The sequence below is a fragment of the Pseudomonas sp. NFACC41-3 genome (genome assembly GCF_900109505.1).
Classification (GTDB): Bacteria; Pseudomonadota; Gammaproteobacteria; order Pseudomonadales; family Pseudomonadaceae; genus Aquipseudomonas; species Aquipseudomonas chlororaphis.
The window spans coordinates 1,017,096-1,040,504 of the sequence record NZ_FOAE01000001.1; the positions used below are offsets into that span (position 1 = coordinate 1,017,096).

Consider the following 23,409-nt stretch of genomic DNA (forward strand, 5'->3'; position numbering starts at 1 on the left):
AAGGGGCACAGGCATGAAAGGACTGCGAACACTGCTGGGCGGCACGCTGCTTGGCTTGGGTATTTTGCTGGCGCCCGCCGGCGCCTCGGCGGCACCGTCGGTACAGCCGGCACAGGCGCCGATCCACTTCGCCGACCTGAACTGGGAAAGCGGCAGCCTGATCACCGATATCCTGCGCACCATCGTCGAGAAGGGTTACGGCCTGCCGACCGACACCTTGCCGGGTACTACCATCACCCTGGAAACCGCGCTGGCCAATAACGATATCCAGGTCATCGGCGAAGAGTGGGCCGGACGCAGCCCGGTGTGGGTCAAGGCCGAGGCCGAGGGCAAGGTGGCGGCCCTGGGCGACACGGTGAAGGGCGCGACCGAAGGCTGGTGGGTGCCGGAATACGTGGTCAAGGGCGACCCGGCCAAGGGCATCAAGCCGCTGGCGCCGGGCCTGCGCAGCGTCACCGACCTTGCGCGCTACAAGGACGTGTTCAAGGACCCGGAAAGCCCGGGCAAGGGGCGTTTTCTCAACAGCCCCATCGGCTGGACCTCGGAAGTGGTGAACAAGCAGAAGCTCAAGGCTTATGGCCTGACCGACAGCTATGTGAATTTCCGCAGCGGTTCCGGCGCGGCGCTGGACGCCGAGATCACTTCATCGATCCGTCGCGGCCAGCCGGTCCTGTTCTACTACTGGTCGCCGACCCCGTTGCTCGGTCGCTTCAAGCTGATCCAGCTGGAGGAGCCGCCGTTCGATGCCGAGGCCTGGAAAACCCTGACCGACGCCGAGCACCCCAACCCACGCCCCACGCGCTCGCTGGCCTCGAAGCTGTCGATTGGCGTGTCCACGCCGTTCCAGCGGCAGTACCCGCAGATTACCGAGTTCTTTAGCAAGGTCGATTTGCCGATCGAAGCGCTGAACAAGGCCCTGGCCGAGATGAGCGAGAAGCACACGCCACCCCGGGAGGCGGCGCGGGCATTCCTCAAGGCGCATCCGGACGTGTGGCGGGCGTGGTTGCCCGGGGATGTGGCGGACAAGGTGAGTGCCAGCCTGGATTGAGGGGCTGGGGAGATCGCTATCGCGAGCCAGCTCGCTCCTACAGGGTTACGCGAACTGTAGGAGCAAGCTGGCTCGCGATGCCTTTAGAAGCGGCTCTGCACCGCCAGCTCGAAGGTCCGCGGCGTACCCAGGTAGTAAGCCGGCGACACATGGGCGAACTCGGCGTAGACCTCGTTGGTCAGGTTGCGTACCCGCCCGGTGATCGAGGTGTGGCTGTCGAGCTTATAGGTCAGGAAGGTGCCGTACAGGGTGTAGGAGGGCACGGTCAGGGTGTTGGCCGTGTCGGCGTACACCGAGGCCACATAACGCGCATCCACCCCGGTCTGCCACTGCGGCGCCAGGTCATAGGTCAGCCACAGGTTGCCGACCCGGTCCGGCACGTTGGTCGGGGTATTGCCCTTGCGGGACACCACCACGCCCGCGGCGTTCTTCTCGGTGAACGCGTCGTACTGCGCATCGACCCAGGCGAAGTTGCCCTCGAGCAGCAGCTTCGGGGTGACCCGCAGCGAGCTGGCCACCTCGATGCCCCTGGAGGTCTGCTGGCCCACCGGGATGCTCAGGGTCGGGTCCAGCGGGTCGGTCACCGCGAAGTCCTTGCGCTCGATACGGTAGGCCGCCAGGGTCGCCGAGCCTCGGCCGTCCAGGTAATCGAACTTGCTGCCCACTTCCCATTGCTTGCCCGTGGAGACATCGAAGTCCTGGGTGGCGCTGTTGGGCTGTTCGGCGGCAGTGCTGTATTGCACGTAGACGTTGGCGCCGGGCAGGTACTGGTAGGTCAGGCCGACCCGGCCGGTGACCGGCTCCCAGCTGCGCTTGAGGTGCCGCGGGTTGCTCGCCGTCACCTGGCGGTGGTTGGTCACGTCCAGGTCGATGTGGTCGTAGCGCAGGCCGCTAAGCAGGGTCAGCCGGTCGGTCAGGGCCAGGCGATTCTCGACGAACAGCGCCTGGGTGGCGACCTCGTTGGTCTTGTCGGCGACAAAGCCCTGGCGGGTGCCCGGCAGGTCGTAGAAATGCCCCGGCTGGTAGTTGTTCGGATCGACGCTGTTGGCCGCCTTGACGTTCAGCGGCGAGTTGGTGGTGCGGTTGACCTTGTACTCGAAGCCGCCGGACCAGGTTGTGTCGAGGCCGAAGATCGAGCTGTCGTGGCGCAGTTCGAACTGGTTGCCGTTCTGCTCGCCCTGGTGCCGCACCTGATAGGCCGTGGAGCGGTTCACCGCGCTGTTGTCGGTGTTGTACTGGTAGGTTTCCAGGTTGCGGTAATCGCGCTGGCTGTCCAGGTGATAGAGGGTGTTGCGCAGGCTGGTGCTGTCGTTGATCCGGTAGTCGACGATCGAGCGCACCCAGATCGTGCGCTGCTCGTAGCGACCGTCCTCGACGTTGTAGTTGTTGAAGCGGTTGTGCTTGTCGATCTTCAACTCGCCGGCCTTGGGGTTGAGCACCGGGGTGCCCCAGTACGGGCTGTCCTCGTGTTCGTCCTGGTATTCCACGGCCAGGGTGTGGGACAGGTTCGGCGTCAGGTCGCTGAGCAGGGAAAACGCCAGGCTCCAGGCATCCCGTTCCTGGCGGTCGATGTAGCCGTTGCTGGTGTTGTGGCTGACGTCGAGGCGGGCGTAGTGCTGCATCTCGTCGCCGGCCTCGCTGAGGGCGTGGTTGAGGCCGAAGGCGGTTTGCGTGGTGTCGTAGCTGCCGTAGCTGACGCGACCCTCGATGGCCCGCTCCTGGCGGTCGGCCAGCTTGGTCACGTAGTTCAGCGAACCACCCACGGAGCCGGCGCCGTTGACCAGCGAAGAGGGGCCGCCGAGCAGTTCGACCCGGTCATAGATCCAGGCGTCCACCGGTCGCGCCAGACCGCTGGACACGTTGATGCCGTTGAACATCTGGGTGATCTGGCTATTGCTGAAACCACGGTACGAGACAAAACCGCCGAACCCCGGCGGGGCGCTGGCATTGACCCCGGGCAGGGTGTTGGCGGCGTCCTGGAAGTTCTGCGCGCCGCGCCGCTCGATATCGTTGCGGTTGGCCACCGCCACCGAGGCCGGGGTTTCGCGGACGCTCAGGCCCAGGCGCGAGGCCATGCCGCTGGACTGGTCGAGGGCCAGGCCGGGTTCGGCGGGCTGCTCGCCGTCGATGGTGATCGGCGCCAGGTCGACGCTGGATTGCGCCCAGGCGCTGACGGACAGGCAGCCGCACAGGCTGGCCAGCAGGGGAATGTGTTTCATCGGTAGATCCTGAATGCTTGGCTAGGAAGCAGCCCACGAACAAACACCGTGGGTTAAGGCACGGGGCGGGCTGATGACAAGGGCGAAAGACTCAGGCGAAGGCGGGCGGCGCGCGCGGGTGGGCCGCGGGCCAGGTGAAACGGGTGGGGACGTCGGCGGTGGCGCGCGGCGCCAGCGGTGGGCTGTGGTGCTGCGGCAGGATCGCCAGGGTCAGGCTGGAGTTGAACGCCGGGCCCATGCCGCCGGTGGAGCACAGCGGGCAACCGAAAGCCTTGGACAGGGTCGGCAGCGATTCGTCGACCGGGTTGGAGGAGGCCGGCGCCTGGGTGCGCGGGTCCACCGTACAGAACTGGCCGCCGATCCCGTTGAGCTGCTGGCCGACCATTTGCCCGTGGCCGATGCTGCAGGCGAACACGTTGAACAGGACGCAACAATAGAGCATCCAGGCAACGAGCGAGCGATCGGTTCGGGTTAATTTCATGAGGCGGCACTTTACCATCGCAGGCGACGAACGTACTTACAAAAACGTGCGGGTGGGTCCATTCTTCAGCGACATTTTTTTGCCATGGACGTTTGCATATGAATGTTTTGATCGCGCAAGGGATGGCCGGAGCCTTCCTGCTGATCAGCTTGATCCACCTGTACTGGGCCGCCGGCGGCAAGCGCGGCAGTGACGCGGCGATTCCCCAGGTGCCGGGCAGGACGCCGGGCGAGCTGGAGCCGGCGTTCAAGCCCTCGGGGTTCGCCACCTTGCTGGTGGCGGTGGGCCTGCTGCTGATCGCGATGCTGGTGTGCTTGCGGGTGGGCCTGTACCTGCCGACGGTGAGCCACCCGGCGCTGCAATGGGTGATCAGTGCGATGGCCTTGCTGATGTTCGCCCGGGCCATCGGCGATTCGAACCTGGTGGGGTTCTTCAAGGAGGTCAGCGGGTCCCGGTTTGCCCGGCTGGACACCCTGTTCTATTCGCCGCTGTGCGTGGTCCTGGGCGCGGGGCTGCTGGTGGTGGCCTGGAACTGAGTGGCTGAACTCAGCTGCCGCTTTCGCTGCGCCGGCTGCTGACCTCCGCCGGTACATCGTCGCCGGCCATGCGCTTGCGGAACAGCGCCGCCCGCGCCAGCAGCAGGGTGGTCACCGGCACGGTGATCGACAGCAGGATCGGGATCAGCCAGGCGTGCAGCACCGGCCCCGACTTCATCCCTGAGAAATACAGGATCGACGCCAGGGCCACGCACCAGGCGCCCAGGGTCGAGGCCAGGGCCGGCGGGTGCATGCGCTGGAAGTAATCCTTCATGCGCAGCATGCCCAGGGCGCCGATCAGCGCGAAGCTACTGCTGAGCACCAGCAGGATCGCCACCGGTATCTCGATCCACCACGACAGTTCACTGACGGCATTCATTCGATCACCTCGCCACGCAGGAGGAATTTGGCCAGGGCGAAGGAGCCGACGAAGCCGAACAGGGCGATCAGCAGCGCCGCCTCGAAGTAGGTGTCGCTGGCGTAGCGGATGCCCAGCACCAGCATCATCAGCATCGCCAGGATGTATAGGTAGTCCAGGGCCAGGACCCGGTCCTGGGCCGAGGGACCCTTGAACAGCCGGACCAGGGTCAGGACCATGGCCACGGAAAACAGGAACAGGCTGAACAGGATCGCATTCGCGAGCAGGGCACTCATTCGAAGATCTCCATCAACGGACGCTCGTAGGTCGTCTTGAAGTGCTGGATGAAAGCCGCTTCGTCGTCCAGGTCGAACACATGCAGCAGCAGGATGCTGCGGTCCAGGGACAGCTCGGACCACACCGTGCCCGGCACCACCGTGGTGATGGTCGAGAGCGCGGCCAGGCCGTTGGCGTCGCGCAACTCCAGGGGGATCTTGACGAAGCGCGAGCGCGGCGGGCGGCGCCCGGCGTTGAGCACGCCCCAGGCCACGGCCAGGTTCGACAGCAGCACATCGCGGCCGACCACCAGGAGCAGGCGCAGGATGGTCGCGGGGCGGCGGATGCGGATCGGCAGCGGGCGCAACGGCCGCATCATCAGCGGCGCGCAGAACCCCAGCAGGGCGCCGAGCAGCAGGTTGCCGGGGCTGACGGACAGGTTCAGCACCAGCCATAGCAGCCACAGCGCCAGCGACAACCAGGGAGCGGGGAACAGGCGCTTCATGGCTGCACCTCCTGCAACGCCGCCTGGGCCTCGGGGCTGGGGACCGCCCGGGTGCCGAGCACGGCCATCACATACTGTTGCGGATTGTTGAGGCTGTCGGCGGCGGCCTGGGTAAAGCGCAGCAGCGGCTCGGCCTTGACGGTCAGCAGCATGCACAGCCCGAGCAGGGCAATGATCGGCACGCACTCGAAGCGCCGCAGCAGCGGCGACGGCCGTTCTTCCGGGGTCCAGAAGCGCTGGATGCCCAGGCGCGAAAAGGCGATCAGCGACGCCAGGCCGGAGAGGATCAGCAAGGCCAGCAGGCCCCAGGCGGCGCCGGACAAGGGTGCATCCGTGGCCTGGCCCAGCCCCAGTGGGTTGAGCAGGGCGCCGATCAGGCTCAGCTTGCCGATGAAACCCGACAGCGGCGGCATGCCGATGATCAGCAGCGCGCAGGCGATGAAGCTCAGGCCGAGGAAGGCCATGGTCCAGGGAATCACCTGGCCGACCACGGCTTTCTGCTCGTCGTCGAGGTTGGTGCCCGGTGGCGGTTGCAGCGACTCCTGGGGCCGGGGCAGGGTTTCGACTTCATCCTCGAGGGGGATCTCGTTGGCCGAGCGCGAACGTTCGATCAGTTCGGCCAGCAAAAACAGTGCGCTCAGGGCCAGGGTCGAACTGACCAGGTAGAACAGCGCGCCGGCAATCAGCCTGGGCTGGGCGAAACCGATCGCCGCCAGGAGGATCCCGGCCGAGACCAGGATGCTCAGGCTGGCCATGCGCTCCAGGCGTTGCGCGGCGAGGATCGCCAGGGCCGCGCCGACGATGGTCGCCATGCCGCCGTAGATCAGCCAGTCGCCGCCGAAGTAGGCCGATGCCCCGGCCTGGCCGGAGAACAGCAGGGTCCACAGGCGCAGCAGGGTGTAGACCCCGACCTTGGTCATGATCGCGAACATCGCCGCCACCGGCGCGCTGGCCGAGGAGTAGGCCGGCACCAGCCAGAAGTTCAGCGGCCACATGCCGGCCTTGGCCAGGAACGCGGTGGCCAGGATCGCCGCGCCGGCGTGCAGCAGGCCACGGTCGGCTTCCGGCACCAGCGGGATCTTCAGCGCCAGGTCGGCCATGTTCAGGGTGCCGGTGACGCCGTAGATCAGCGCCGCGCCGATCAGGAACAGCGACGAGGCCAGCAGGTTGATCGCCACGTAGTGCAGGCCGGCGGACACCCGCGCCCGCCCCGAGCCGTGCAGCATCAGGCCGTAGGAGGCGGCCAGCAGCACTTCGAAGAACACGAACAGGTTGAACAGGTCGGCGGTCAGGAAGGCACCGTACAGGCCCATCAGCTGAATCTGGAACAGCGCGTGGAAGCTGGCCCCGGCGCGGTCCCAGCGGGCCATGGCGAACAGCAGGGCGCTGACGCCGATGATCCCGGTGAGCACCAGCATCAGCGCCGACAGGCGATCGACCACCAGCACGATGCCGAACGGCACCTGCCAGTTGCCCGGCAGGTACACGCCGACGGAGCCGGGCACGCCGGTCTGCTGGGTCCAGCACAGCAACAGCACGGAAATGCCCAGGCCGAGCATGCTGGAGAACAGGTTGATCCTGGCTTTGAGCGGGCGATGTTTCTCGCCGAGCATCAGCATCACCGCGGCGGTCAGCAGCGGCAGCAGGATAGGCGCGACGATCAGGTGCGGCATCAGGTTCATTCCTTGGGCTCCCGGCCATCCACATGGTCGGTGCCGGTCAGGCCCCTGGACGCCAGCAGCACCACCAGGAACAGCGCGGTCATGGCGAAGCTGATGACGATCGCCGTGAGCACCAGCGCCTGGGGCAGCGGGTCGGTGTAGTGCAGCAGGTCCTGGGGCACGCCGTCCTTGATGATCGGCTCCTTGCCGATGAACAGGCTGCCCATGCTGAAGATGAACAGGTTGACCCCGTAGGACAGCAGGCACAGCCCCATCACCACCTGGAAGGTCCGTGGCCGCAGCACCAGCCAGACGCCGGAGGCCGCCAGCACACCAATGGCGATTGCAATGACTTCTTCCATCAGGCGGCTCCTGGCTTGGCTTGGGGTTTGACTTGGGCACGCACCGACTGGTGCGCCAGCGCGGTGAGGATCAGCAGGGTCGAGCCGACCACCACGGCATACACGCCGATGTCGAAGAACAGCGCGCTGGCGATATGGATATCGCCCAGCAGCGGCAGGTCCAGGTGCAGGGTATGGGTGGTCAGGAACGGGTAGCCGAACGCCAGGGCGCCGAGCCCGGTCAGGGTAGCGAACAGCAGGCCGGTGCCCATCCAGCGCAACGGCCGCAGGCTCATCTGGGCCTCGACCCACTGGGTGCCGGCAACCATGTATTGCAGGATGAACGCCACCGACATCACCAGGCCGGCGACGAAACCGCCGCCCGGCAGGTTGTGGCCGCGCATGAACAGGTAGAACGACACTACCAGGGCGATCGGCAGCAGCAGGCGCACCAGCACCGCCGGCACCATCATGAAGCCCAGGGCGGTGTCGCTGGCATGGCGCGGGTTGACCAGATCGGTGACCACGTCGGGCGCTAGCAGGCGCTGCTGGGCCGGCAGCTGCATGCTTTCCTTCGGCGGGCGGAAGCGTCGCAGCAGGGCGAACACGGTCAGGGCCACGGCCACCAGCACGGTGATCTCGCCCAGGGTATCGAAGCCGCGGAAGTCCACCAGCATCACATTCACCACATTGCTGCCGCCGCCTTCCGGCAGGGCGCGGCTGAGGTAGAACGAGGAAATGTCGTTGGGGGTCTGGCGGGTCAGCATGGCGTAGGACAGCACGGCCATGCCCAGGCCGACGGCGATCGACAGCAGCAGGTCGCGCAGGCGGCGGGCACGGGCCTTGGGCAGGCTGCTGGGCAGCGGCGAAACATCCTCGATCCGCCGGGGCAGCCAGCGCAGGCCGAGCAGGATCAGCACCGTGGTCACCACTTCCACCACCAGCTGGGTCAGGGCCAGGTCCGGCGCGGAGAACCAGACGAAGGTCACGCAGGTCATCAGCCCGCAGACGCTGACCATGGTCAGGGCCGCCAGACGGTGGTACTTGGCTTGCCAGGCCGCGCCCAGGGCGCAGGCGATGGCCAGCAGCCAGAGGGTGACAAAGACGATGGAGCCCGGGATCTTCGGCCGGTCGCCCCAGCTCAGGCTGCTGTAGAGCATCGGGATGAGGCCGGCCAGCACCGCCACCAGCACCAGCAGGAACAGCTGGGTCTGCAGGCGCTGGGTGCTGATCCGCCGTTCCAGGCGCCGGGCCAGGCGCATCATGCTCACCAGGCTGCGCTCGAACAGGCGCTTGCCGTTGAAGCGGCCGATCAGCGGCGGATAGGCAAAATCACCGCGCACCAGCGGGGCACGCAACAGCAGGTAGAGCACGATGCCGCCGGACATGGCGATCAGGCTCATGATCATCGGCGCATTCAGGCCGTGCCAGATCGCCAGGCTGTACTCCGGCAGCGTGCCGCCAACCACCGGCTGGGCGGCCGCGGCCAGCAGCGGGCCGACCATCTGTGCCGGGAAGATCCCCACCAGCAGGCAGGTGAACACCAGCAGTTCCACCGGCGCGCGCATCCAGCGCGGCGGCTCGTGGGGCGTGTGCGGCAGGTCTTCGGCCGGTTTGCCGAAGAACACGTCCACGGTGAAGCGCAGGGAATAGGCGACGCTGAAGGTGCCGGCGATGGTGGCGATTACCGGCAGGGCGGCCTCGACCCAGGCGGTGGAATTGATGAACACCGTCTCGGCGAAGAACATCTCTTTCGACAGGAAACCGTTGAGCAGCGGCACGCCGGCCATGGAGGCGCTGGCGACCATGGCCAGGGTCGCGGTGAACGGCATCAGCTTGATCAGGCCGTTGAGCTTGCGGATGTCGCGGGTGCCGCTTTCGTGGTCGATGATGCCGGCGGCCATGAACAGCGAGGCCTTGAAGGTGGCGTGGTTGAGGATGTGGAACACCGCGGCCACCGCGGCCAGCGGGCTATTCAGGCCCAGCAGCAGGGTGATCAGGCCCAGGTGGCTGATGGTCGAGTAAGCCAGCAGGCCCTTGAGGTCGTTCTGGAACATCGCGCAGTAGGCGCCCAGCACCAGGGTCGCGGCCCCGGCGCCGCCGACGATCCAGAACCATTCTTCGCTGCCGGACAGCGACGGCCAGAGGCGGGCGAGGAGGAACACCCCGGCCTTGACCATGGTCGCCGAGTGCAGGTAGGCCGAGACCGGTGTCGGCGCGGCCATGGCGTGGGGCAGCCAGAAGTGGAAGGGGAATTGCGCGCTTTTGCTGAGGGCGCCGATCAGGATCAGCGGCAGGAGAATGGGGTAGAGGGCATGGGCTCGGATGAGATCTCCGGCAGCCAGGACCTGGTCCAGGTCGTAGCTGCCGACCACATGGCCGAGCAGCATGACCCCCGCCAGCAGGCACAAGCCCCCTGCGCCGGTGACCATCAGCGCCATGTAGGCCCCGCGCCGGGCATCGGAGCGGTGGTGCCAGTAGCCGATCAGCAGGAAGGAGAACAGGCTGGTCAGTTCCCAGAAGAACACGATCTGGATCAGGTTGCCGGAAATCACCAGGCCGAGCATGGCGCCCATGAAGGCCAGGAAAAACGCGAAGAAGCGCGGCACCGGGTCTTCCGGCGACATGTAGTAGCGCGCGTACAGCGACACCAGGGTACCGATGGCCAGCACCAGCATGGAGAACAGCCAGGCGAAGCCGTCCATGCGCAGGACGAAGTTCAGGCCGAGGCTGGGCAGCCAGTTGAACTCTTCACGGATCACGCCACCATGGGCGATCTGCGGGTACATCGAGGCCACCGCCACGCTACCGGCCAAGGCGACCAGGCCTGCCAGCAGGGACTCGGTGTTACGCGCGTTGTGCGGCAGCAAGGCCGCCAGACAGCTGCCGATAAAAGGCAGAAGCAGTAGAACTATCAGGGACATAGGCTTCTAATCTGCGGGAAATTGTGATGCATCATACGTGCCGACTCTGTGATCACCAACCTTGAAGCTGTGGCAGGATCCTACAAAACCCCTTCGGCCAGCCTTCAAGGCCGGGGACAAAAAGCCGGCTGGTGCGAAAATCATGGCAGTTTGCCCGGGGTGAATGACAACAAAGCGCTGCGCGCGGTGTTATGGTCACGCCCCTTGGCAACGGACCCGCTTGAAAGGAAGCAGACAGGCCCTTTATGACCCTCGGACCCTTTACCCGCAAAACCCTCGCCAATCTGCTGTTGATGGTCCTCGGCGGCTGGATTGTCTGGCTGTGGCTGACCCTGGCCGGGCCCACTGCCGGCATGAGCCGCTTCAAGACCCTGGAGCCCTTGTCGATCGAGGGGCAAGCGGCGGCGGCCTTGCCCGCCGGCACCGTGCTCTATTACGACACCGGCTTTGCCGAGGGCCATGGCCGTTACCTGGCGTACTTCTATCACAAGGGCGTGATCGCCCAGGAAGCCTTGCCCAAGGCCTTCTGGCCGGGGCAGGAGCAGATCAGCCCCTTGTGGTTGTGGAATATCGATCCCGAGCAGGTCCCGGAGAAGACCATGACGCGAGAGGACATTGTCGCCGCCGTACAGGCCGGCCAGCTCTCCCGGCAGGAACTGGCGGCCATTGTCGAGTCGTTGCCGCGTTAGCTCAGCGTTGCGAGTCCGCGGTCTCATCCAGCCGATCCGCCTCGACCACCTCGCCACCTTTACCCTTGGTCTTCAACTCGCTGACGATCACCGCCGCGACGATCAGCGCGCCGCCCAGCAGGGCCAGGGCCGGCAGACGTTCGCCGGCGATGCGCCCGACCAGCCCGGCCCATACCGGTTCGCCGGCGTAGATCAGGGTGGCGCGGGTCGGCGAGACGCTTTTCTGCGCCCAGTTCATCGCCACCTGGATCGCCGCGCTGGCGGCGCCCAGGCCCAGGGCGCTGGCCAGCAGCAGCCAGGAAAAGTCCGGGATGGCTTCCTGGGTCGGCACCACCATCAGGAACGACAGCACCGAGGTGGCAGCCAGTTGTACTACGGTGACCCGGCGCACATCGACCTGGCCGGCATAGGTGCTGATCAGGATGATTTCCGCGGCGATGGCCACGGTGCTGATCAAGGTGGCGATTTCTCCCGGGCTGAAGTCCAGCGTGGCGCCGCTGGGCCCGGAGAGCAGCATCAGGCCGGTGAAGGCCAGCATGATGCCGATGCTCGGCATCAGCCCCGGGCGCTTGCCCATGAACAGCCATTGCAGCAGCGGCACGAAGGGCACGTACAGCGCGGTGATAAAGGCCGACTGGCTGCTGGGAATGGTTTGCAGGCCCACGGTCTGCAGGCCGTAGCCGAGCATGATGGCGGTGCCGATGAAGACCCCGGCCTTGAGTTCGAACAGGGTCAGCCCGCGCAGGCTGCGCAGGGAGAACAGCCCGACGATGCAGGCCGCCGCGGCGAACCGCAGGCCGACGAAGAACATCGGGCCGCTGACGGTCATGGCGTGCTGCACCGTGAGAAAGGTGCCGCCCCAGACCATGGTGATCAGCACCAGCACGCACTCGGCTTTGCTCAGTTTGAGGAAGAAGGAAGAAGATTTGCAGGAGTTCACCGACGTCATGCCCTTGCGTGCTACCCGGGGCGGCCGCACAATGCGCCGCGAAGTTGGGCAGTATACTGCGCAAACCCATACAGTGAGCAATATAGTGCACAAAGATCCTGGGCAGCGCGCTTCCGTGCTGCAGCATGTCAGTCACAACGTCCGGCGCCTGCGCCACGCCGCCGAGCTGAGCCAGAGCGCCCTGGCGGAAAAGTCCGGGGTCAGCCGGCGCATGCTGGTGGCCATCGAGGCCGGTGAGAAGAATGTCAGCCTCAGCACCCTGGACCGGGTGGCCGAAGCCCTGGACGTGGCCTTCAGCGACCTGATCCAGGCCCCCGATGCCCGCGACCCGAGCCGGATCAACGAGCTGGCCTGGGCCGGGCTGATTCCCGGGAGCAAGGCGGTGCTGCTGGCCAAGGCCAACGCCTGCCGCGAAGTGGAGCTCTGGGAATGGCGCCTGGAGCCGGGCGAGCAATACCTGTCGGAACCGGACGCCGAAGGCTGGAGCGAGCAGCTGTATGTCTTCGAGGGTTGCCTGACCCTGGTCCTGGGCGAGCAGGAGCGGCGCCTGGACAGCGGCGAGTTCTTCATGTTCGCCAGCAACCTGCCGCATGCCTATCGCAACGATGGGGCGGTGGCGGTGCGTTTCGTGCGCAACGTGGTGATCTGAGCACTGTTGCCTGGGCAACAGTGCTTGAACATTTTGCCTGTTTTCAATTGATGCTGTTTCTTATAAATATCAATCAACTTACTGATTTGTAAGACTTATAGTCTTCGGCACGACTTCTGCAATCTCCAGGTCAGAACGGATCTTCCGCATTCGACAGGACCTGGAGTCGGCCATGACAGCCACTGCTCAACCCACCCGAACCGCCCACATCATCCACTCCGACGCCGAGGCTATCGCCGTCGCCCGGACCCTGGCCGAACGTTTCGCCGTCGAAGCCAGCGTGCGCGATCGCGAGCGGCGCCTGCCGTTCGCCGAGCTGGACGAGTTCTCCGCCAGCGGCCTGTGGGGCATCACCATTCCCAAGGCCTACGGGGGCGCCGGGGTGTCCTACGTGACGGTGGCGCAGGTGATCAAGATCATTTCCGCCGCCGACTCGTCCCTCGGCCAGCTGCCGCAGAACCACCTGGGCGTGCTCGATATCCTGCTGCAGACCGCAAGCGAGGAGCAGAAGCGCTATTACTTCGCCAAGGTGCTGCAGGGCTATCGCTTCGGTAATGCGTTCTCCGAAGCCGGCAGCAAGCATGCCGGCGCCTTCGAGACCCGCATTCGTTTCAACGCCGACGGTGCGCGGATCGACGGCGAGAAGTTCTACTGCACCGGTGCCTTGTTCGCCCATATCGTGCCGGCGGTGGCGGTCGACGAGCAGAACAAGGCGTTCATCGCCTTTATCGAGCGGGACAACCCCGGCCTGACCGTGATCGACAGCTGGGACGGTTTCGGCCAGCGCACCACCGCCAGCGGCGGGGTCACCCTCGACGCGGTGCAGGTGCCGCTGAGCGCGGTGATCCCGGCCCATCGCGCATTCGACGAGCCCACCGCCGACGGACCGATCTCGCAGATCATCCAGGCAGCGGTGGACACCGGCCTGGCAGTCGGCGCCCTGGAAGAAGCCAAGCGCCACGCGCGCCAGTCGCGCCCCTGGATCGACAGTGGCCAGGATCATGGCTGGCAGGACCCGTTCACTATCGCCGCCATCGGCGACCTGGAATGGCGAGTGCACGGCACCGAGGCGATCCTGGAAAAAGCCGGCTTGGCCATCGACCAGGCACTGCGCGAACCCAACGAAGACACCGTGGCCCAGGCCTCGGTGGTGGTGGCGCAAGCCAAGGTGTTGTCGGCGGAAAGTGCCTTGCTCGCCAGCAGCAAGCTGTTCGAACTGGCCGGCACCCGCTCGGTGCTGGGCAAGTACAACCTCGACCGCTACTGGCGCAACGCGCGGACCCACACCCTGCATGACCCGGCGCGCTGGAAATACCACCTGATCGGCAACTTCCTGCTCAACGGCGTCAAGCCGGCCCGCCACGCCTGGAACTGAGGAATCGCCCATGAACGCATTGAGCCAAGCCACCGCCCATGAAACACGCGCCGATGAACAGGCCGAGCACAGCCACGACGACCTGCGCCGCGCCCGCGAACTGCTGCAATCGACCCTCAAGTTTGTCCGTGAGCAGGCCAAATCCTGGCCCGGCAGCGGCCTGGCCCGAGCCAGCGACGACCCTTATGTGATCAGCCGCTTTGGCGACCTGCTGATCCGCATCGAAGTCGCCGCCGCCTTGCAGGAACGGGCGCAATCCCTGCTCGCCAGGGAGCACGACGTTGCCGAAATCGGCGTGGCCCAGGCCGAGGCGGCCATCGCCAGCCGCGAGGCCTTGCTCGCGGTGAGCAACGCCGAGTTCGAGCTGACCGGCCAGCGCAGCCCGCTGCCCGCCGCGCAGGGTGAACCCTTGCGCTGGAAATACCCGTTGATCGGCAACTACCGCCTCAATGGCGTGGTGCCGCCCAGTTTCAGGAGTGCGGTTTGATGGCCCGGGAAATCCGTCTCAACGCGTTCGACATGAACTGTGTCGGCCACCAGTCGCCGGGCCTGTGGGCCCACCCCCGGGATCGCTCCTGGCAATACAAGGACCTCGAATACTGGACCGACCTGGCGCGGATCCTCGAACGCGGCAAGTTCGACGGCCTGTTTATCGCCGATGTGCTGGGCATCTACGACGTCTACCAGGGCAACGGCGAGGCGGCGATCCGCCAGGCGGCCCAGGTGCCGGTCAACGACCCGCTGCAACTGATCCCGCCCATGGCCCTGGTCACCGAGCACCTGGGCTTCGGCCTGACCGCGTCGCTGTCGTTCGAGCATCCCTATCCCTTCGCCCGGCGTCTTTCCACACTCGACCACCTGACCCGCGGCCGCGCCGGCTGGAACATTGTCACCTCCTACCTGGAAAGCGGGGCGAAGAACCTCGGGCAGAAAGCCCAGACCGAGCACGACGCCCGCTACGACTACGCCGAGGAGTACCTGCAGGTTTGCTACAAGCTCTGGGAAGGCAGCTGGGAAGAGGGCGCGGTGCTGCGCGACCGGGAACGGCGGATCTTCAGCGACCCGAGCAAGATCCATGAGATCCGCCACGTCGGCCCACACTTCCAGGTGCCGGGTATCCACCTCTGCGAGCCTTCGCCGCAACGCACCCCGGTGCTCTACCAGGCTGGGGCGTCGAGCCGTGGCAAGCAGTTCGCCGCCGAGCAGGCCGAGTGCGTGTTTGTCGCCGCGCCGTCCAAGGTGCTGCTGAAGAACACCGTGGCCGATATCCGCCGCCGCGCCGCCGAGGCCGGGCGCGATCCGGCGCAGATCCTGATCTTCAACCTGCAGACGGTGATCCTCGGCGAGACCGACGCCAAGGCCAGGGCCAAGTTCGAGGAGTACAAATCCTGGGTCAGCTACGAGGGCGCCATGGCGCTGATTTCCGGCTGGACCGGCATCGACTTCAGCCAGTTCAAGCCCGACGAGCCGCTCAAGCATGTGCACACCAACGCCATCCAGTCGGCGGTGGAGGCGTTCTCCACGGCCGACCCGAACAAGGTCTGGACGCCCCATGAGCTGGCGGACTGGGTCGGTATCGGCGGCTTCGGCCCGCTGTTCGTCGGCAGCCCGGAAACCGTGGCCGATCTGCTCCAGGAGTGGGTCGAGGACACCGATGTGGACGGCTTCAACCTGGCCTATGCGCTGACCCACGAGACCTTTGTCGACGCCGTCGAACTGCTGGTCCCCGAGTTGCAGAAGCGCGGCGTGTACAAGACCGAATACGCCCCCGGCACCTTGCGCGAGAAGCTGTTCGGCGCCGGGCCGCGCTTGCCGCAGAACCATCCGGGCAGCGCTTATCGCGACCTGGCGGCCTGGCATCGCCAGGAGCAGCAGGTGGCCTCCATCCGGATACCGTCCCTGTAGCCGCTGCCGCAGGCTGCGATAGGTCCGAAGGACCTTCAGCGTCAGTGTGATCGTCACGACCTGTCGGTCGATCGCAGCCTGCGGCAGCGGCTACAGGTGCAGTGCAAACCAAAAACAGCCAGCGGACCACCGCACGCTTTTGCCCAAGGAATCGAGGTCAGTCCATGAGCGTGCATGAACTCAAGCGTTCGCCCCCGGCGGACGCGCGAACACCGGAACACACTGTGCTGCTACCCGCGGCCCTGGAGCTGTTGCAGCACTGGGCGCAGGTCAGCCCGCTGGCCAGCGCGTTGCGTCACAAGCGCCACGGCCATTGGTACAACTGGCGCTGGATCGACGCCGCGCGGGATGTCGAGCGCCTGGCCGACGGCCTGCGCCAACAGGGTTTCGACGAAGGCTCGCGACTGGCGTTGAGCGGCCTGTTCGAGCCCAACCTGCTGCTCCTGGCCCTGGCCGCGCAACGGGTGGGCGGCCAGGTGCTGACCCTGAGCGATGAGCTCGACCCGCAAGCCCTGCGCCAGGCCCTGTGGAACCTGCGCCCCAGCCATGCCTTCGTGCATTCGCGCCAGCAGTTGCTGCGCTGGGTCGCGGCCGGCGAAAGCAGCATGGCCCCGCAATTGTTGATTGCCCATCAGGCTGTTCCGCGCCTGCCGCAGGGTTCGCGCCAGCCGGTGCTGGCCTTCAGCGACCTGCTCGGCAGCCGGGAAAAGCCCCAGCGCCAGAACCACTGGCGGCATCCGGCCCATGCCGCGCAGCTGTGGAGCGAGGAGGGCACGCACTGGCCGGAAGGCCTGAGGGTCTTGCTGCACCAGTGGCTGCACAGCGGCCATAGCCTGGCCTTCCCGGAAAGCCGCGGTTCGGCCAGCCGCGACCGCCGCGATGTCGCCCCCAGCGGCCTGCTGCTCTCGGGCCCTTGCCTGCAACGCCTGGCCGACGACATCGAAAGCCGCCTGGCGCCCGTGGGCAGTTGGCGCCGCCGCCTGTGCGACTGGGCCATTGCCCAGCCGCACCGCCCCCTGCAACGGCTGCTGAAGAACCGGGTGCGCCGGCTCCTGGGGTTCCAGCGCCTGGATTACATCTGGCAGGCCCCCGGCAACCCCTCGACACCTTCGGCGCCGGTGTGGCTGGCCGAACTCAAACGGAATATCGCATGAGCGCCGCCGACCCCATCCTGCAAGTCAATGCCATCTCCCTGTCGTTCAAGGGGGTGAAGGCGATCAACCAGCTGTCCTTCGCGGTCGCGCGCGGCGAGATCTGCGCGCTGATCGGGCCCAACGGCGCCGGCAAGAGCTCCTTGCTCAATATCCTCAATGGCGTCTATCGCTTCGACGCCGGCTCGATTGTCTTCGACCGCGAAGCGTTCCAGCGCATCGACCCCTTGCAGGCCGCGCGCCGAGGGATTGGCCGCACCTTCCAGAACAATGCGCTGTTCAAGAAGATGAGCGTGATCGACAACCTGCTCAGCGGCCTGTCGCGGCACACCCGCGCCAGCTTTATCGAACAGGCCCTGGGGCTGCCCCGGGCGCGGCGCGAGGCTGAGGCCCATCGGCAGCTGGCCCAGGGCATTCTTGAGTTCCTCGAGTTGCAGGCGCAGCGCGATGTGCCGGTGGGCAATCTGGCCTACGGCCTGCAAAAGCGCGTCGAGCTGGGCCGGGCCCTGATCGCCGGGCCCAGCCTGTTGCTGCTGGACGAGCCCATGGCCGGGATGAACGCCGAGGAAAAACAGGACATGGCGCGTTTCATCGCCGACATCAACCGCGACCTCGGCACCACGGTGGTGCTGATCGAGCACGATATGAACGTGGTCATGGACCTGTCCGACCATGTGGTGGTGCTGGACTACGGGCGCAAGGTCGGCGATGGCACCCCGGCCGAAGTGCAGGCCGACCCCGAGGTGATCGCCGCCTACCTGGGGGCGGTGCACTGATGAGCTTTTTCTTCGAAACCCTGCTGGGCGGCCTGCTGGCCGGCACCCTGTATTCGCTGGTGGCCATCGGCTTCGTGCTGATCTACAAGGCCAGCGGCGTGTTCAATTTCGCCCAGGGCGCGATGTTGCTGTTCGCCGCGCTGACCTTCGTCAGCCTGCACGACCAGGGCGTGCCCTTTGTCCTGGCGCTGCTGGCGACGGTGCTGGTGATGATCGCCGGCGCCTGGCTGATCGAGCGGCTGGTGCTGCGGCCATTGGTCAATCGTTCGCAGATCACCCTGTTCATGGCCACCCTGGGCCTGTCGTTCATCATCGAAGGCCTGGCCCAGGGGCTGATGGGCTCCCAGGTCAGGGCGCTGGACCTGGGCATCGACGACGTGCCGCTGTTCCTCGGGCCGTTGATGTTCAGCCAGTTCGACCTGATCGCCGCGGCCACGGCCGTGGTGCTGGTGACGGTGCTGGCGCTGCTGTTCAACAAAACCCGGATCGGTGTGTCGCTGCGGGCGGTGGCCGACGACACCACGGCCGCGCTGTCGATCGGCATCAACCTCAACCGCATCTGGCAGATCGTCTGGGCCGTGGCCGGCATCGTCGGGCTGGTGGCCGGGCTGCTCTGGGGCGCGCGCCAGGGCGTGCAGTTCTCGCTGTCGCTGGTGGTGCTCAAGGCTTTGCCGGTGCTGATCATCGGCGGCTTCACCTCGATCGGCGGGGCGATAGTCGGCGGGCTGATCGTCGGCGCCGCGGAGAATCTGGCCGAGGTCTACATCGGCCCGCTGATCGGCGGCGGCATCACCCCCTGGTTCGCCTATGTGCTGGCCCTGGCTTTCCTTTATATCCGTCCCGCCGGCCTGTTCGGCGAGCGCGCCATCGAGCGAGTCTGAACCCATGTCCATTCCCTTGACCCAGGCCACCGCGCCTGTGCTGTTGATCCCGCGCCGCCTGCCCTGGGGCCTGGGCGGCCTGCTGTTGCTGGCCCTGGTCGGCGTGCCCCTGGTGGGCAACGACTATTGGCTCAACGCCATTCTGATCCCGTTCCTGGTGCTGTCCCTGGCCGGGCTCGGCCTCAACCTGCTCACCGGCTACACCGGCCAGACCTCGGTCGGCGCCGCCGGCTTCATGGCGGTCGGAGCCTTCGCCACCTATGGCTTCCTGCTGCGCCTGCCGGAGTTGGGCCTGCCCCTGGCGCTGCTCGGCGGCGGCTTGATCAGCGCGGCGGTGGGCTGGCTGTTCGGCCTGCCCAGTTCGCGGATCAAGGGCTTCTACCTGATGGTCACCACCCTGGCGGCGCAATTCTTCCTGGAATGGCTGTTCGTCAAGTTTCCCTGGTTCTACAACTACGGCTCCTCGGGGACCATCTCGGCGCCCCGGCTGAGCCTGTTCGGCCATGACCTCAATACCCCGGTCGGGCGTTACCTGCTGACTCTGGCCTGCGTGCTGCTGTTGACCTGGGTCGCGTTGAATCTGGTGCGCAGCCAGGTCGGGCGCAACTGGATGGCGATTCGCGACATGGACACCGCGGCGGCGGTGATCGGCATTCCGGTGGCGCGCTACAAGCGCCTGGCGTTCGCCGTCAGTTCCTTCTACCTGGGCATCGCCGGCGCCCTGTGGGCCTTCGCCTACCTGGGCACCGCCAGCGCCAGCAGCTTCGATATCAATCGTTCGTTCCAGATCCTGTTCATCATCATTATCGGCGGCATGGGCAGCGTGGCCGGCAACTTCGTCGGCGCGGCCTTTATCAGCCTGCTGCCGATCCTGTTGAGCCACGCCGGGCAAGCCCTGGCGGGCGGTGCGGTGGATGCCGGGCAGTTGCAGAACCTGCAGAAAATCATCTTCGGCGTGCTGATCATCCTGTTCCTGATCAAGGAGCCGGAGGGCTTGATCCGCTTGTTGGGCAATCTCCGTCAACGGCTGGGCCACTGGCCGCTGCGTTTCTGAATTCCACTCCTGAGTAGAGAAAAATATGCGTGCATCCTTGAAACGTTCCCTGGCCGGCGTCGCGGTGGCGCTGGCGATCCTCGGCGGCGCGGCGCCCGTGGCGCAGGCCGCGGCGGACCAGCAGTTCTTTCCGCTGGCCACTTACCGGGTCGGCGCCTATGCCTCCAGCGGGGTGCAGGTGTGGGCCGGCATGATCGACTACCTGAACTACATCAATCAGGTGGAAGGCGGGATCAACGGGGTCAAGCTGGTCTGGCAGGAGTGCGAGACCGAGTGGACGGCGGAGAAGGGCATCGAGTGCTACGAGCGCTTCAAGAACGGCCTGGATGGCGCGCCGGTGGCGGTCTACCAGCCCAATGGCGCACCGGCGGCCTATGCCCTGAGCGAGCGCGCCGAGGTCGACAAGATCCCGCTGATCACCCTGGGTTACGGCCGTACCGAAGCCACCGACGGCACGGTGTTTCCCTATAACTTTCCGGTGATGCTGACCTTCTACAGCGAGGCGTCGACCCTGGTGAACTACATCGCCGAGCGCGAGGGCGGCTTCGACAAGCTCAAGGGCAAGAAGATCGCCACGGTCTACCACGATTCGGCCTATGGCCGGGAAACCCTCGGCCCGCTGAAACTGCTGGCGCAGAAGTACGGTTTCGAGAACATCCAGATCCCGGTGGCCGATCCGGGTAACGAGCAGTCGGCGCAATGGCGCCAGGTGCGCCAGCAGAACCCCGACTGGGTGTTCCTGCGCACCTGGGGCGTCTCGACCCCGGTGGCGGTGAAGACCGCCGCGCGCTTTGGCTTCCCGGTGGACCACATCATCGGCGACATCTGGGCCAGCTCCAGCGAAGACGTATTGCCGGCCGGCGCGGCGGCCAAAGGCTACCTGGCGTTGACACCGTATCCGGCGGGAAGCGATTTCGAGATCCACCGGCGCCTCAAGCAACACATCCTCGACCAGGGCAAGAGCGACCTTGCGGACCTGAAGAACTTCGGCAGCGTGTACTACAACTCCGGGCTGGTGAACGCCGCGGTGGCGGTCGAGGCGATCCGCACCGCCCAGGGCAAGTTCGGCCAGCGCCCGCTCAATGGCGAAGAAGGCCGCTGGGGCCTGGAGCACCTGAACATCGACGACGCCCGGCTCAAGGACATGGGTTACCTGGGGTTGATGCAGAACCTCAAGCTGTCCTGCCGCGATCACGAGGGCGGCGGTTCGGCGCGGGTGCAGCAGTGGGACGGCGCCCACTGGACCCTGATCAGCGACTGGATCGCCGCCGACCGCGCCTTGCTGCGGCCGCTGATCGACGAGAAGTCGGCGGCCTTCGCCAAGGAGAAGAACCTCATGCCACGCAGCTGCACCGGGGATGAATGAAGCATGAGCCAGACCGCTCCGGCCGCCACGGCCGACGACCTGTTGCAGGTGCGCGATATCGAGGTGATCTACGACGGTGCGATTCTCGCGGTGGCCGGGGTCTCCCTGAGCGTGCCCGAGGGCGGCATAGTCGCCTTGCTGGGGGCCAACGGCGCCGGCAAGAGCACCAGCCTCAAGGCGATCTCCGGGCTGCTGCGCGCCGAGCGGGCCGAGGTCAGCCGTGGCTCGATCGCCTTTCTCGGCCAGGACAGCGCCGGCGTCGACCCGAGCCAGCGGGTGCGCCAGGGCATGGTCCATGTGCTGGAGGGGCGCCATGTGTTCCCGCAGTTGACGGTGGAGGACAACCTGCGCAGCGGCGGTTTTGTCCGTGGCTTGAGCCGCCGGGAACTGGCCGCCGACCTGGAACGCATCTACGCCTGGTTCCCGCGCCTGAAGACCAGGCGCGGCACCCGCGCCGGCCTGACCTCGGGCGGCGAGCAGCAGATGGTCGCCCTCGGCCGCGCGCTGATGACCCGGCCGCGCCTGGTGCTGCTGGACGAGCCGTCCATGGGCCTGGCGCCGATTATCGTCCAGGAGATTTTCGAAATCGTCGCGCAACTCAATCGCGAGGCGCGGGTGAGCTTCCTGATCGCCGAACAAAACATTAATGTGGCGCTCAAGTACGCCTCCAGGGCCTACGTGCTCGACACCGGGCGCGTGGCCTGGTCCGGCACGGCCGATGAACTGCTGGCCCGGGGCGATCTGCAGGACTTCTACCTAGGCAGGCACTGACCCGTGAGAACCCCATGAGCCAAACACCCAACGGACAGGCGAGCGGCGCCACCCGTGATGCCGATGTGCTGATCGTCGGTGGCGGCCTGAGTGGCGCCTTGCTCGCCGCCCAACTGCTGCGCCTGCCGGGCCGGCGCCAGGTGCTGGTGATCGAGCCGCGCAGCGAGCTGGGGCGCGGCGAGGCCTACAGCGCCGTCGAACTGGGCCACACCCTGAACGGCAACGCCGCGCGCATGAGCGTCGACCCGGACAACGCCGACGACCTGACTCAATGGCTGACCGATTACATCGCCGCCGGTGGCTGGCCGGAGTCGAAGCAGCAGCCCGTGCCCATCAGCGAGCTGTTTCCACCGCGCGGAATCTTCGGCCTGTATGTCCAGCAGCGGCTGGCCGAGGCCCAGGTGATCGGCTCCTCCCAGGGCTCGACGGTGGCGCATGTGCGCGCCGAGGTGGTGGACTTGCAGGCCGACGCCGAGGGTGCCTGGCTGACCCTCGACGACGGCCGGCAACTACGCGGTGCCTTTGCCGTGCTGGCCACCGGCATGTTCCCGGCGGCACGCACGCCGCAGACCCAGTCCAGCGGCCTCAATGCCGCCGCGCTGGACCCCTGGGACGTTTCGGCCATGAGCCGGCTCGACCCGCAGGCCACGGTGCTGATCATCGGCTCCGGGCTGACCATGGTCGACGCCGTGGTGTCCCTGGAGCAGGCCGGGCATCGCGGACCGATCGAGGTGTTCTCGCGCCACGGCCTGTTGCCCCATGTGCGGCGCCAGCCACCGGCCTGGGTCGACTTCCTCGCCGAGGATCCCAGCCTGCGCAGCCCGCGCCAGTTGCTGCGCGAGCTGCGTCGGCAATGTCGCCAGGCCCTGGCGGATGGCGTGGACTGGCAGGCGCCGCTGGACACGGTGCGTGCCCATATCGGGCGCTTGTGGAGCCAGGCCACGGACGTGCAGCGCCGGCAGTTCGTGCGCCATGTGCGGCCGTGGTGGGAAAGCCATCACCACCGTTCGCCGCCGCTGAGCGCCGAGCTGGTCGCGCGTTTGCACGGGGAAGGGCGCTTGCGCATCCAGGCGGCCTCGTTCAAGGGGTTGGAGCCTTCGGCGGATGGGCGCCTGGCGATTTGCATCCGTCGCCGTGGCGAAGCGCAAACCCGCTGGGTCGCGGGGGATGCGCTGATCAACTCCAGCGGCATCGAATACGACTGGCGCCGGGTCGCCCGGCCGTTGCCGCAGCAACTGCTGGCCCGTGGCCTGATCACGCCGGGACCGCTGGCCCTGGGGATTTGGGCCGATGCCGCTGGCGCGGTGGTGGATGCCGAAGGCCAGGTCGCCCGCCGGCTGTTCGCCATGGGCCCGCCGTTGCGCGGCATGTGGTGGGAAAGCACTGCGGTGACCGATGTGGCCAGCCAGGCCAAGGCTCTGGCCGCACGCCTGGCGGCATTACCCTTGTAGCCGCTGCCGCAAGCTGCGAACGGCTGCGCAGCAGACGCCGCGA

At 66.5% G+C, this 23,409-nt stretch carries 22 protein-coding genes and 1 pseudogene; 14 read left to right on the forward strand and 9 right to left on the reverse strand.

Going from position 1 to position 23,409, the window contains the following annotated elements; all coding sequences use genetic code 11:
- Positions 1–13 precede the first annotated feature (13 nt).
- A complete protein-coding gene (locus BMY68_RS04645; RefSeq protein WP_085531362.1) occupies positions 14–1,048 on the forward strand; it encodes an ABC transporter substrate-binding protein in 1,035 nt (344 codons plus the stop codon).
- An 83-nt stretch (positions 1,049–1,131) separates the two neighbouring features.
- On the opposite strand, the gene BMY68_RS04650 is transcribed toward BMY68_RS04645, so the two are convergent.
- Both BMY68_RS04650 and BMY68_RS04655 read right to left on the reverse strand, forming a co-directional pair.
- Entirely contained in the window at positions 1,132–3,267 is a 2,136-nt protein-coding gene (locus tag BMY68_RS04650) for a TonB-dependent receptor (protein ID WP_085531360.1), read from the reverse strand.
- Positions 3,268–3,358: 91 nt separating this feature from the next.
- Positions 3,359–3,748 (reverse strand): DUF2946 domain-containing protein, encoded by a 390-nt coding sequence (locus tag BMY68_RS04655; RefSeq protein WP_053260741.1) that lies wholly within the window; start codon positions 3,746–3,748, stop codon positions 3,359–3,361.
- A gap of 98 nt (positions 3,749–3,846) precedes the next feature.
- Between BMY68_RS04655 and BMY68_RS04660 the strand changes: the two genes are divergently transcribed.
- Positions 3,847–4,284: a DUF3995 domain-containing protein gene (locus tag BMY68_RS04660; RefSeq protein WP_009043396.1), complete on the forward strand. Its 438-nt coding sequence runs from the start codon at positions 3,847–3,849 to the stop codon at positions 4,282–4,284.
- Between the two features lie 10 nt (positions 4,285–4,294).
- Here the strand turns inward: BMY68_RS04660 and BMY68_RS04665 are convergent, their stop codons facing one another.
- From BMY68_RS04665 to BMY68_RS04690, 6 genes are read right to left on the reverse strand one after another with little or no spacing between them, the layout of a single operon-like run.
- Entirely contained in the window at positions 4,295–4,663 is a 369-nt protein-coding gene (locus tag BMY68_RS04665; RefSeq protein WP_007932797.1) for a Na+/H+ antiporter subunit G, read from the reverse strand.
- Positions 4,660–4,938: a K+/H+ antiporter subunit F gene (locus BMY68_RS04670; RefSeq protein WP_009043397.1), complete on the reverse strand. Its 279-nt coding sequence runs from the start codon at positions 4,936–4,938 to the stop codon at positions 4,660–4,662. The genes BMY68_RS04665 and BMY68_RS04670 overlap by 4 nt, the downstream gene beginning before the upstream one ends.
- Entirely contained in the window at positions 4,935–5,423 is a 489-nt protein-coding gene (locus tag BMY68_RS04675; RefSeq protein ID WP_053260744.1) for a Na+/H+ antiporter subunit E, read from the reverse strand. The genes BMY68_RS04670 and BMY68_RS04675 overlap by 4 nt, the downstream gene beginning before the upstream one ends.
- A complete protein-coding gene (locus BMY68_RS04680) occupies positions 5,420–7,105 on the reverse strand; it encodes a monovalent cation/H+ antiporter subunit D (RefSeq protein ID WP_085531358.1) in 1,686 nt (561 codons plus the stop codon). The genes BMY68_RS04675 and BMY68_RS04680 overlap by 4 nt, the downstream gene beginning before the upstream one ends.
- Positions 7,102–7,446 carry a Na+/H+ antiporter subunit C gene (locus BMY68_RS04685; protein WP_003202835.1) on the reverse strand — a complete coding sequence of 115 codons (345 nt, stop codon included), beginning with the start codon at positions 7,444–7,446 and terminating at the stop codon, positions 7,102–7,104. Before BMY68_RS04685 ends, BMY68_RS04680 begins: the two co-directional genes overlap by 4 nt.
- The gene (locus tag BMY68_RS04690; protein ID WP_085531356.1) at positions 7,446–10,349 is read right to left on the reverse strand and encodes a monovalent cation/H+ antiporter subunit A; all 2,904 of its coding nucleotides are present in this window, start codon (positions 10,347–10,349) and stop codon (positions 7,446–7,448) included. The genes BMY68_RS04685 and BMY68_RS04690 overlap by 1 nt, the downstream gene beginning before the upstream one ends.
- A 245-nt stretch (positions 10,350–10,594) precedes the next feature.
- Here BMY68_RS04690 and BMY68_RS04695 point away from each other — a divergent pair, with 245 nt between their 5' ends.
- The gene (locus BMY68_RS04695; protein ID WP_085531354.1) at positions 10,595–11,038 is read left to right on the forward strand and encodes a hypothetical protein; all 444 of its coding nucleotides are present in this window, start codon (positions 10,595–10,597) and stop codon (positions 11,036–11,038) included.
- Position 11,039: 1 nt separating this feature from the next.
- On the opposite strand, the pseudogene BMY68_RS04700 reads toward BMY68_RS04695, so the two are convergent.
- Positions 11,040–12,057 (reverse strand): annotated as a pseudogene (locus tag BMY68_RS04700) (DMT family transporter).
- Between the two features lie 15 nt (positions 12,058–12,072).
- Between BMY68_RS04700 and BMY68_RS04705 the strand changes: the two are divergent.
- The 11 genes from BMY68_RS04705 (at position 12,073) to BMY68_RS04755 (ending at position 23,366) form a co-directional block, all read left to right on the forward strand.
- Positions 12,073–12,636, forward strand: a complete 564-nt coding sequence (locus BMY68_RS04705; protein ID WP_009043403.1) for a helix-turn-helix domain-containing protein — start codon at positions 12,073–12,075, stop codon at positions 12,634–12,636.
- Between the two features lie 172 nt (positions 12,637–12,808).
- The gene (locus BMY68_RS04710) at positions 12,809–14,011 is read left to right on the forward strand and encodes an SfnB family sulfur acquisition oxidoreductase (RefSeq protein WP_085531352.1); all 1,203 of its coding nucleotides are present in this window, start codon (positions 12,809–12,811) and stop codon (positions 14,009–14,011) included.
- Positions 14,012–14,021: 10 nt separating this feature from the next.
- On the forward strand, positions 14,022–14,498 hold the full coding sequence (locus tag BMY68_RS04715) for an acyl-CoA dehydrogenase (protein ID WP_085531350.1): 477 nt from the start codon (positions 14,022–14,024) through the stop codon (positions 14,496–14,498).
- Positions 14,498–15,916 carry an LLM class flavin-dependent oxidoreductase gene (locus BMY68_RS04720; RefSeq protein ID WP_085531348.1) on the forward strand — a complete coding sequence of 473 codons (1,419 nt, stop codon included), beginning with the start codon at positions 14,498–14,500 and terminating at the stop codon, positions 15,914–15,916. Before BMY68_RS04715 ends, BMY68_RS04720 begins: the two co-directional genes overlap by 1 nt.
- A gap of 164 nt (positions 15,917–16,080) precedes the next feature.
- Entirely contained in the window at positions 16,081–17,070 is a 990-nt protein-coding gene (locus BMY68_RS04725; RefSeq protein ID WP_085531346.1) for an AMP-binding protein, read from the forward strand.
- On the forward strand, positions 17,067–17,843 hold the full coding sequence (locus BMY68_RS04730) for an ABC transporter ATP-binding protein (protein WP_085531344.1): 777 nt from the start codon (positions 17,067–17,069) through the stop codon (positions 17,841–17,843). Before BMY68_RS04725 ends, BMY68_RS04730 begins: the two co-directional genes overlap by 4 nt.
- Positions 17,843–18,724, forward strand: a complete 882-nt coding sequence (locus BMY68_RS04735; RefSeq protein ID WP_009043409.1) for a branched-chain amino acid ABC transporter permease — start codon at positions 17,843–17,845, stop codon at positions 18,722–18,724. Before BMY68_RS04730 ends, BMY68_RS04735 begins: the two co-directional genes overlap by 1 nt.
- Before the next feature lie 4 nt (positions 18,725–18,728).
- Complete coding sequence (locus BMY68_RS04740; RefSeq protein WP_085531342.1) at positions 18,729–19,778, forward strand: branched-chain amino acid ABC transporter permease; 1,050 nt, start codon at positions 18,729–18,731, stop codon at positions 19,776–19,778.
- 25 nt (positions 19,779–19,803) lie between these two features.
- Positions 19,804–21,144, forward strand: a complete 1,341-nt coding sequence (locus BMY68_RS04745; protein ID WP_085531340.1) for an ABC transporter substrate-binding protein — start codon at positions 19,804–19,806, stop codon at positions 21,142–21,144.
- Positions 21,145–21,147: 3 nt separating this feature from the next.
- A complete protein-coding gene (locus BMY68_RS04750) occupies positions 21,148–21,915 on the forward strand; it encodes an ABC transporter ATP-binding protein (protein ID WP_085531338.1) in 768 nt (255 codons plus the stop codon).
- 14 nt (positions 21,916–21,929) lie between these two features.
- On the forward strand, positions 21,930–23,366 hold the full coding sequence (locus tag BMY68_RS04755; RefSeq protein WP_085531336.1) for an FAD/NAD(P)-binding protein: 1,437 nt from the start codon (positions 21,930–21,932) through the stop codon (positions 23,364–23,366).
- Positions 23,367–23,409: the final 43 nt, after the last annotated feature.

What these genes read in the sequence shown, in the direction of transcription:
- BMY68_RS04645 (WP_085531362.1), top strand. Translation starts at nt 14, where the DNA reads ATGAAAGGACTGCGAACACTGCTGGGCGGCACGCTGCTTGGCTTGGGT.
- BMY68_RS04650 (WP_085531360.1), bottom strand. Translation starts at nt 3,267, where the DNA reads ATGAAACACATTCCCCTGCTGGCCAGCCTGTGCGGCTGCCTGTCCGTC.
- BMY68_RS04655 (WP_053260741.1), bottom strand. Translation starts at nt 3,748, where the DNA reads ATGAAATTAACCCGAACCGATCGCTCGCTCGTTGCCTGGATGCTCTAT.
- BMY68_RS04660 (WP_009043396.1), top strand. Translation starts at nt 3,847, where the DNA reads ATGAATGTTTTGATCGCGCAAGGGATGGCCGGAGCCTTCCTGCTGATC.
- BMY68_RS04665 (WP_007932797.1), bottom strand. Translation starts at nt 4,663, where the DNA reads ATGAATGCCGTCAGTGAACTGTCGTGGTGGATCGAGATACCGGTGGCG.
- BMY68_RS04670 (WP_009043397.1), bottom strand. Translation starts at nt 4,938, where the DNA reads ATGAGTGCCCTGCTCGCGAATGCGATCCTGTTCAGCCTGTTCCTGTTT.
- BMY68_RS04675 (WP_053260744.1), bottom strand. Translation starts at nt 5,423, where the DNA reads ATGAAGCGCCTGTTCCCCGCTCCCTGGTTGTCGCTGGCGCTGTGGCTG.
- BMY68_RS04680 (WP_085531358.1), bottom strand. Translation starts at nt 7,105, where the DNA reads ATGAACCTGATGCCGCACCTGATCGTCGCGCCTATCCTGCTGCCGCTG.
- BMY68_RS04685 (WP_003202835.1), bottom strand. Translation starts at nt 7,446, where the DNA reads ATGGAAGAAGTCATTGCAATCGCCATTGGTGTGCTGGCGGCCTCCGGC.
- BMY68_RS04690 (WP_085531356.1), bottom strand. Translation starts at nt 10,349, where the DNA reads ATGTCCCTGATAGTTCTACTGCTTCTGCCTTTTATCGGCAGCTGTCTG.
- BMY68_RS04695 (WP_085531354.1), top strand. Translation starts at nt 10,595, where the DNA reads ATGACCCTCGGACCCTTTACCCGCAAAACCCTCGCCAATCTGCTGTTG.
- BMY68_RS04710 (WP_085531352.1), top strand. Translation starts at nt 12,809, where the DNA reads ATGACAGCCACTGCTCAACCCACCCGAACCGCCCACATCATCCACTCC.
- BMY68_RS04715 (WP_085531350.1), top strand. Translation starts at nt 14,022, where the DNA reads ATGAACGCATTGAGCCAAGCCACCGCCCATGAAACACGCGCCGATGAA.
- BMY68_RS04720 (WP_085531348.1), top strand. Translation starts at nt 14,498, where the DNA reads ATGGCCCGGGAAATCCGTCTCAACGCGTTCGACATGAACTGTGTCGGC.
- BMY68_RS04725 (WP_085531346.1), top strand. Translation starts at nt 16,081, where the DNA reads ATGAGCGTGCATGAACTCAAGCGTTCGCCCCCGGCGGACGCGCGAACA.
- BMY68_RS04730 (WP_085531344.1), top strand. Translation starts at nt 17,067, where the DNA reads ATGAGCGCCGCCGACCCCATCCTGCAAGTCAATGCCATCTCCCTGTCG.
- BMY68_RS04735 (WP_009043409.1), top strand. Translation starts at nt 17,843, where the DNA reads ATGAGCTTTTTCTTCGAAACCCTGCTGGGCGGCCTGCTGGCCGGCACC.
- BMY68_RS04740 (WP_085531342.1), top strand. Translation starts at nt 18,729, where the DNA reads ATGTCCATTCCCTTGACCCAGGCCACCGCGCCTGTGCTGTTGATCCCG.
- BMY68_RS04745 (WP_085531340.1), top strand. Translation starts at nt 19,804, where the DNA reads ATGCGTGCATCCTTGAAACGTTCCCTGGCCGGCGTCGCGGTGGCGCTG.
- BMY68_RS04750 (WP_085531338.1), top strand. Translation starts at nt 21,148, where the DNA reads ATGAGCCAGACCGCTCCGGCCGCCACGGCCGACGACCTGTTGCAGGTG.
- BMY68_RS04755 (WP_085531336.1), top strand. Translation starts at nt 21,930, where the DNA reads ATGAGCCAAACACCCAACGGACAGGCGAGCGGCGCCACCCGTGATGCC.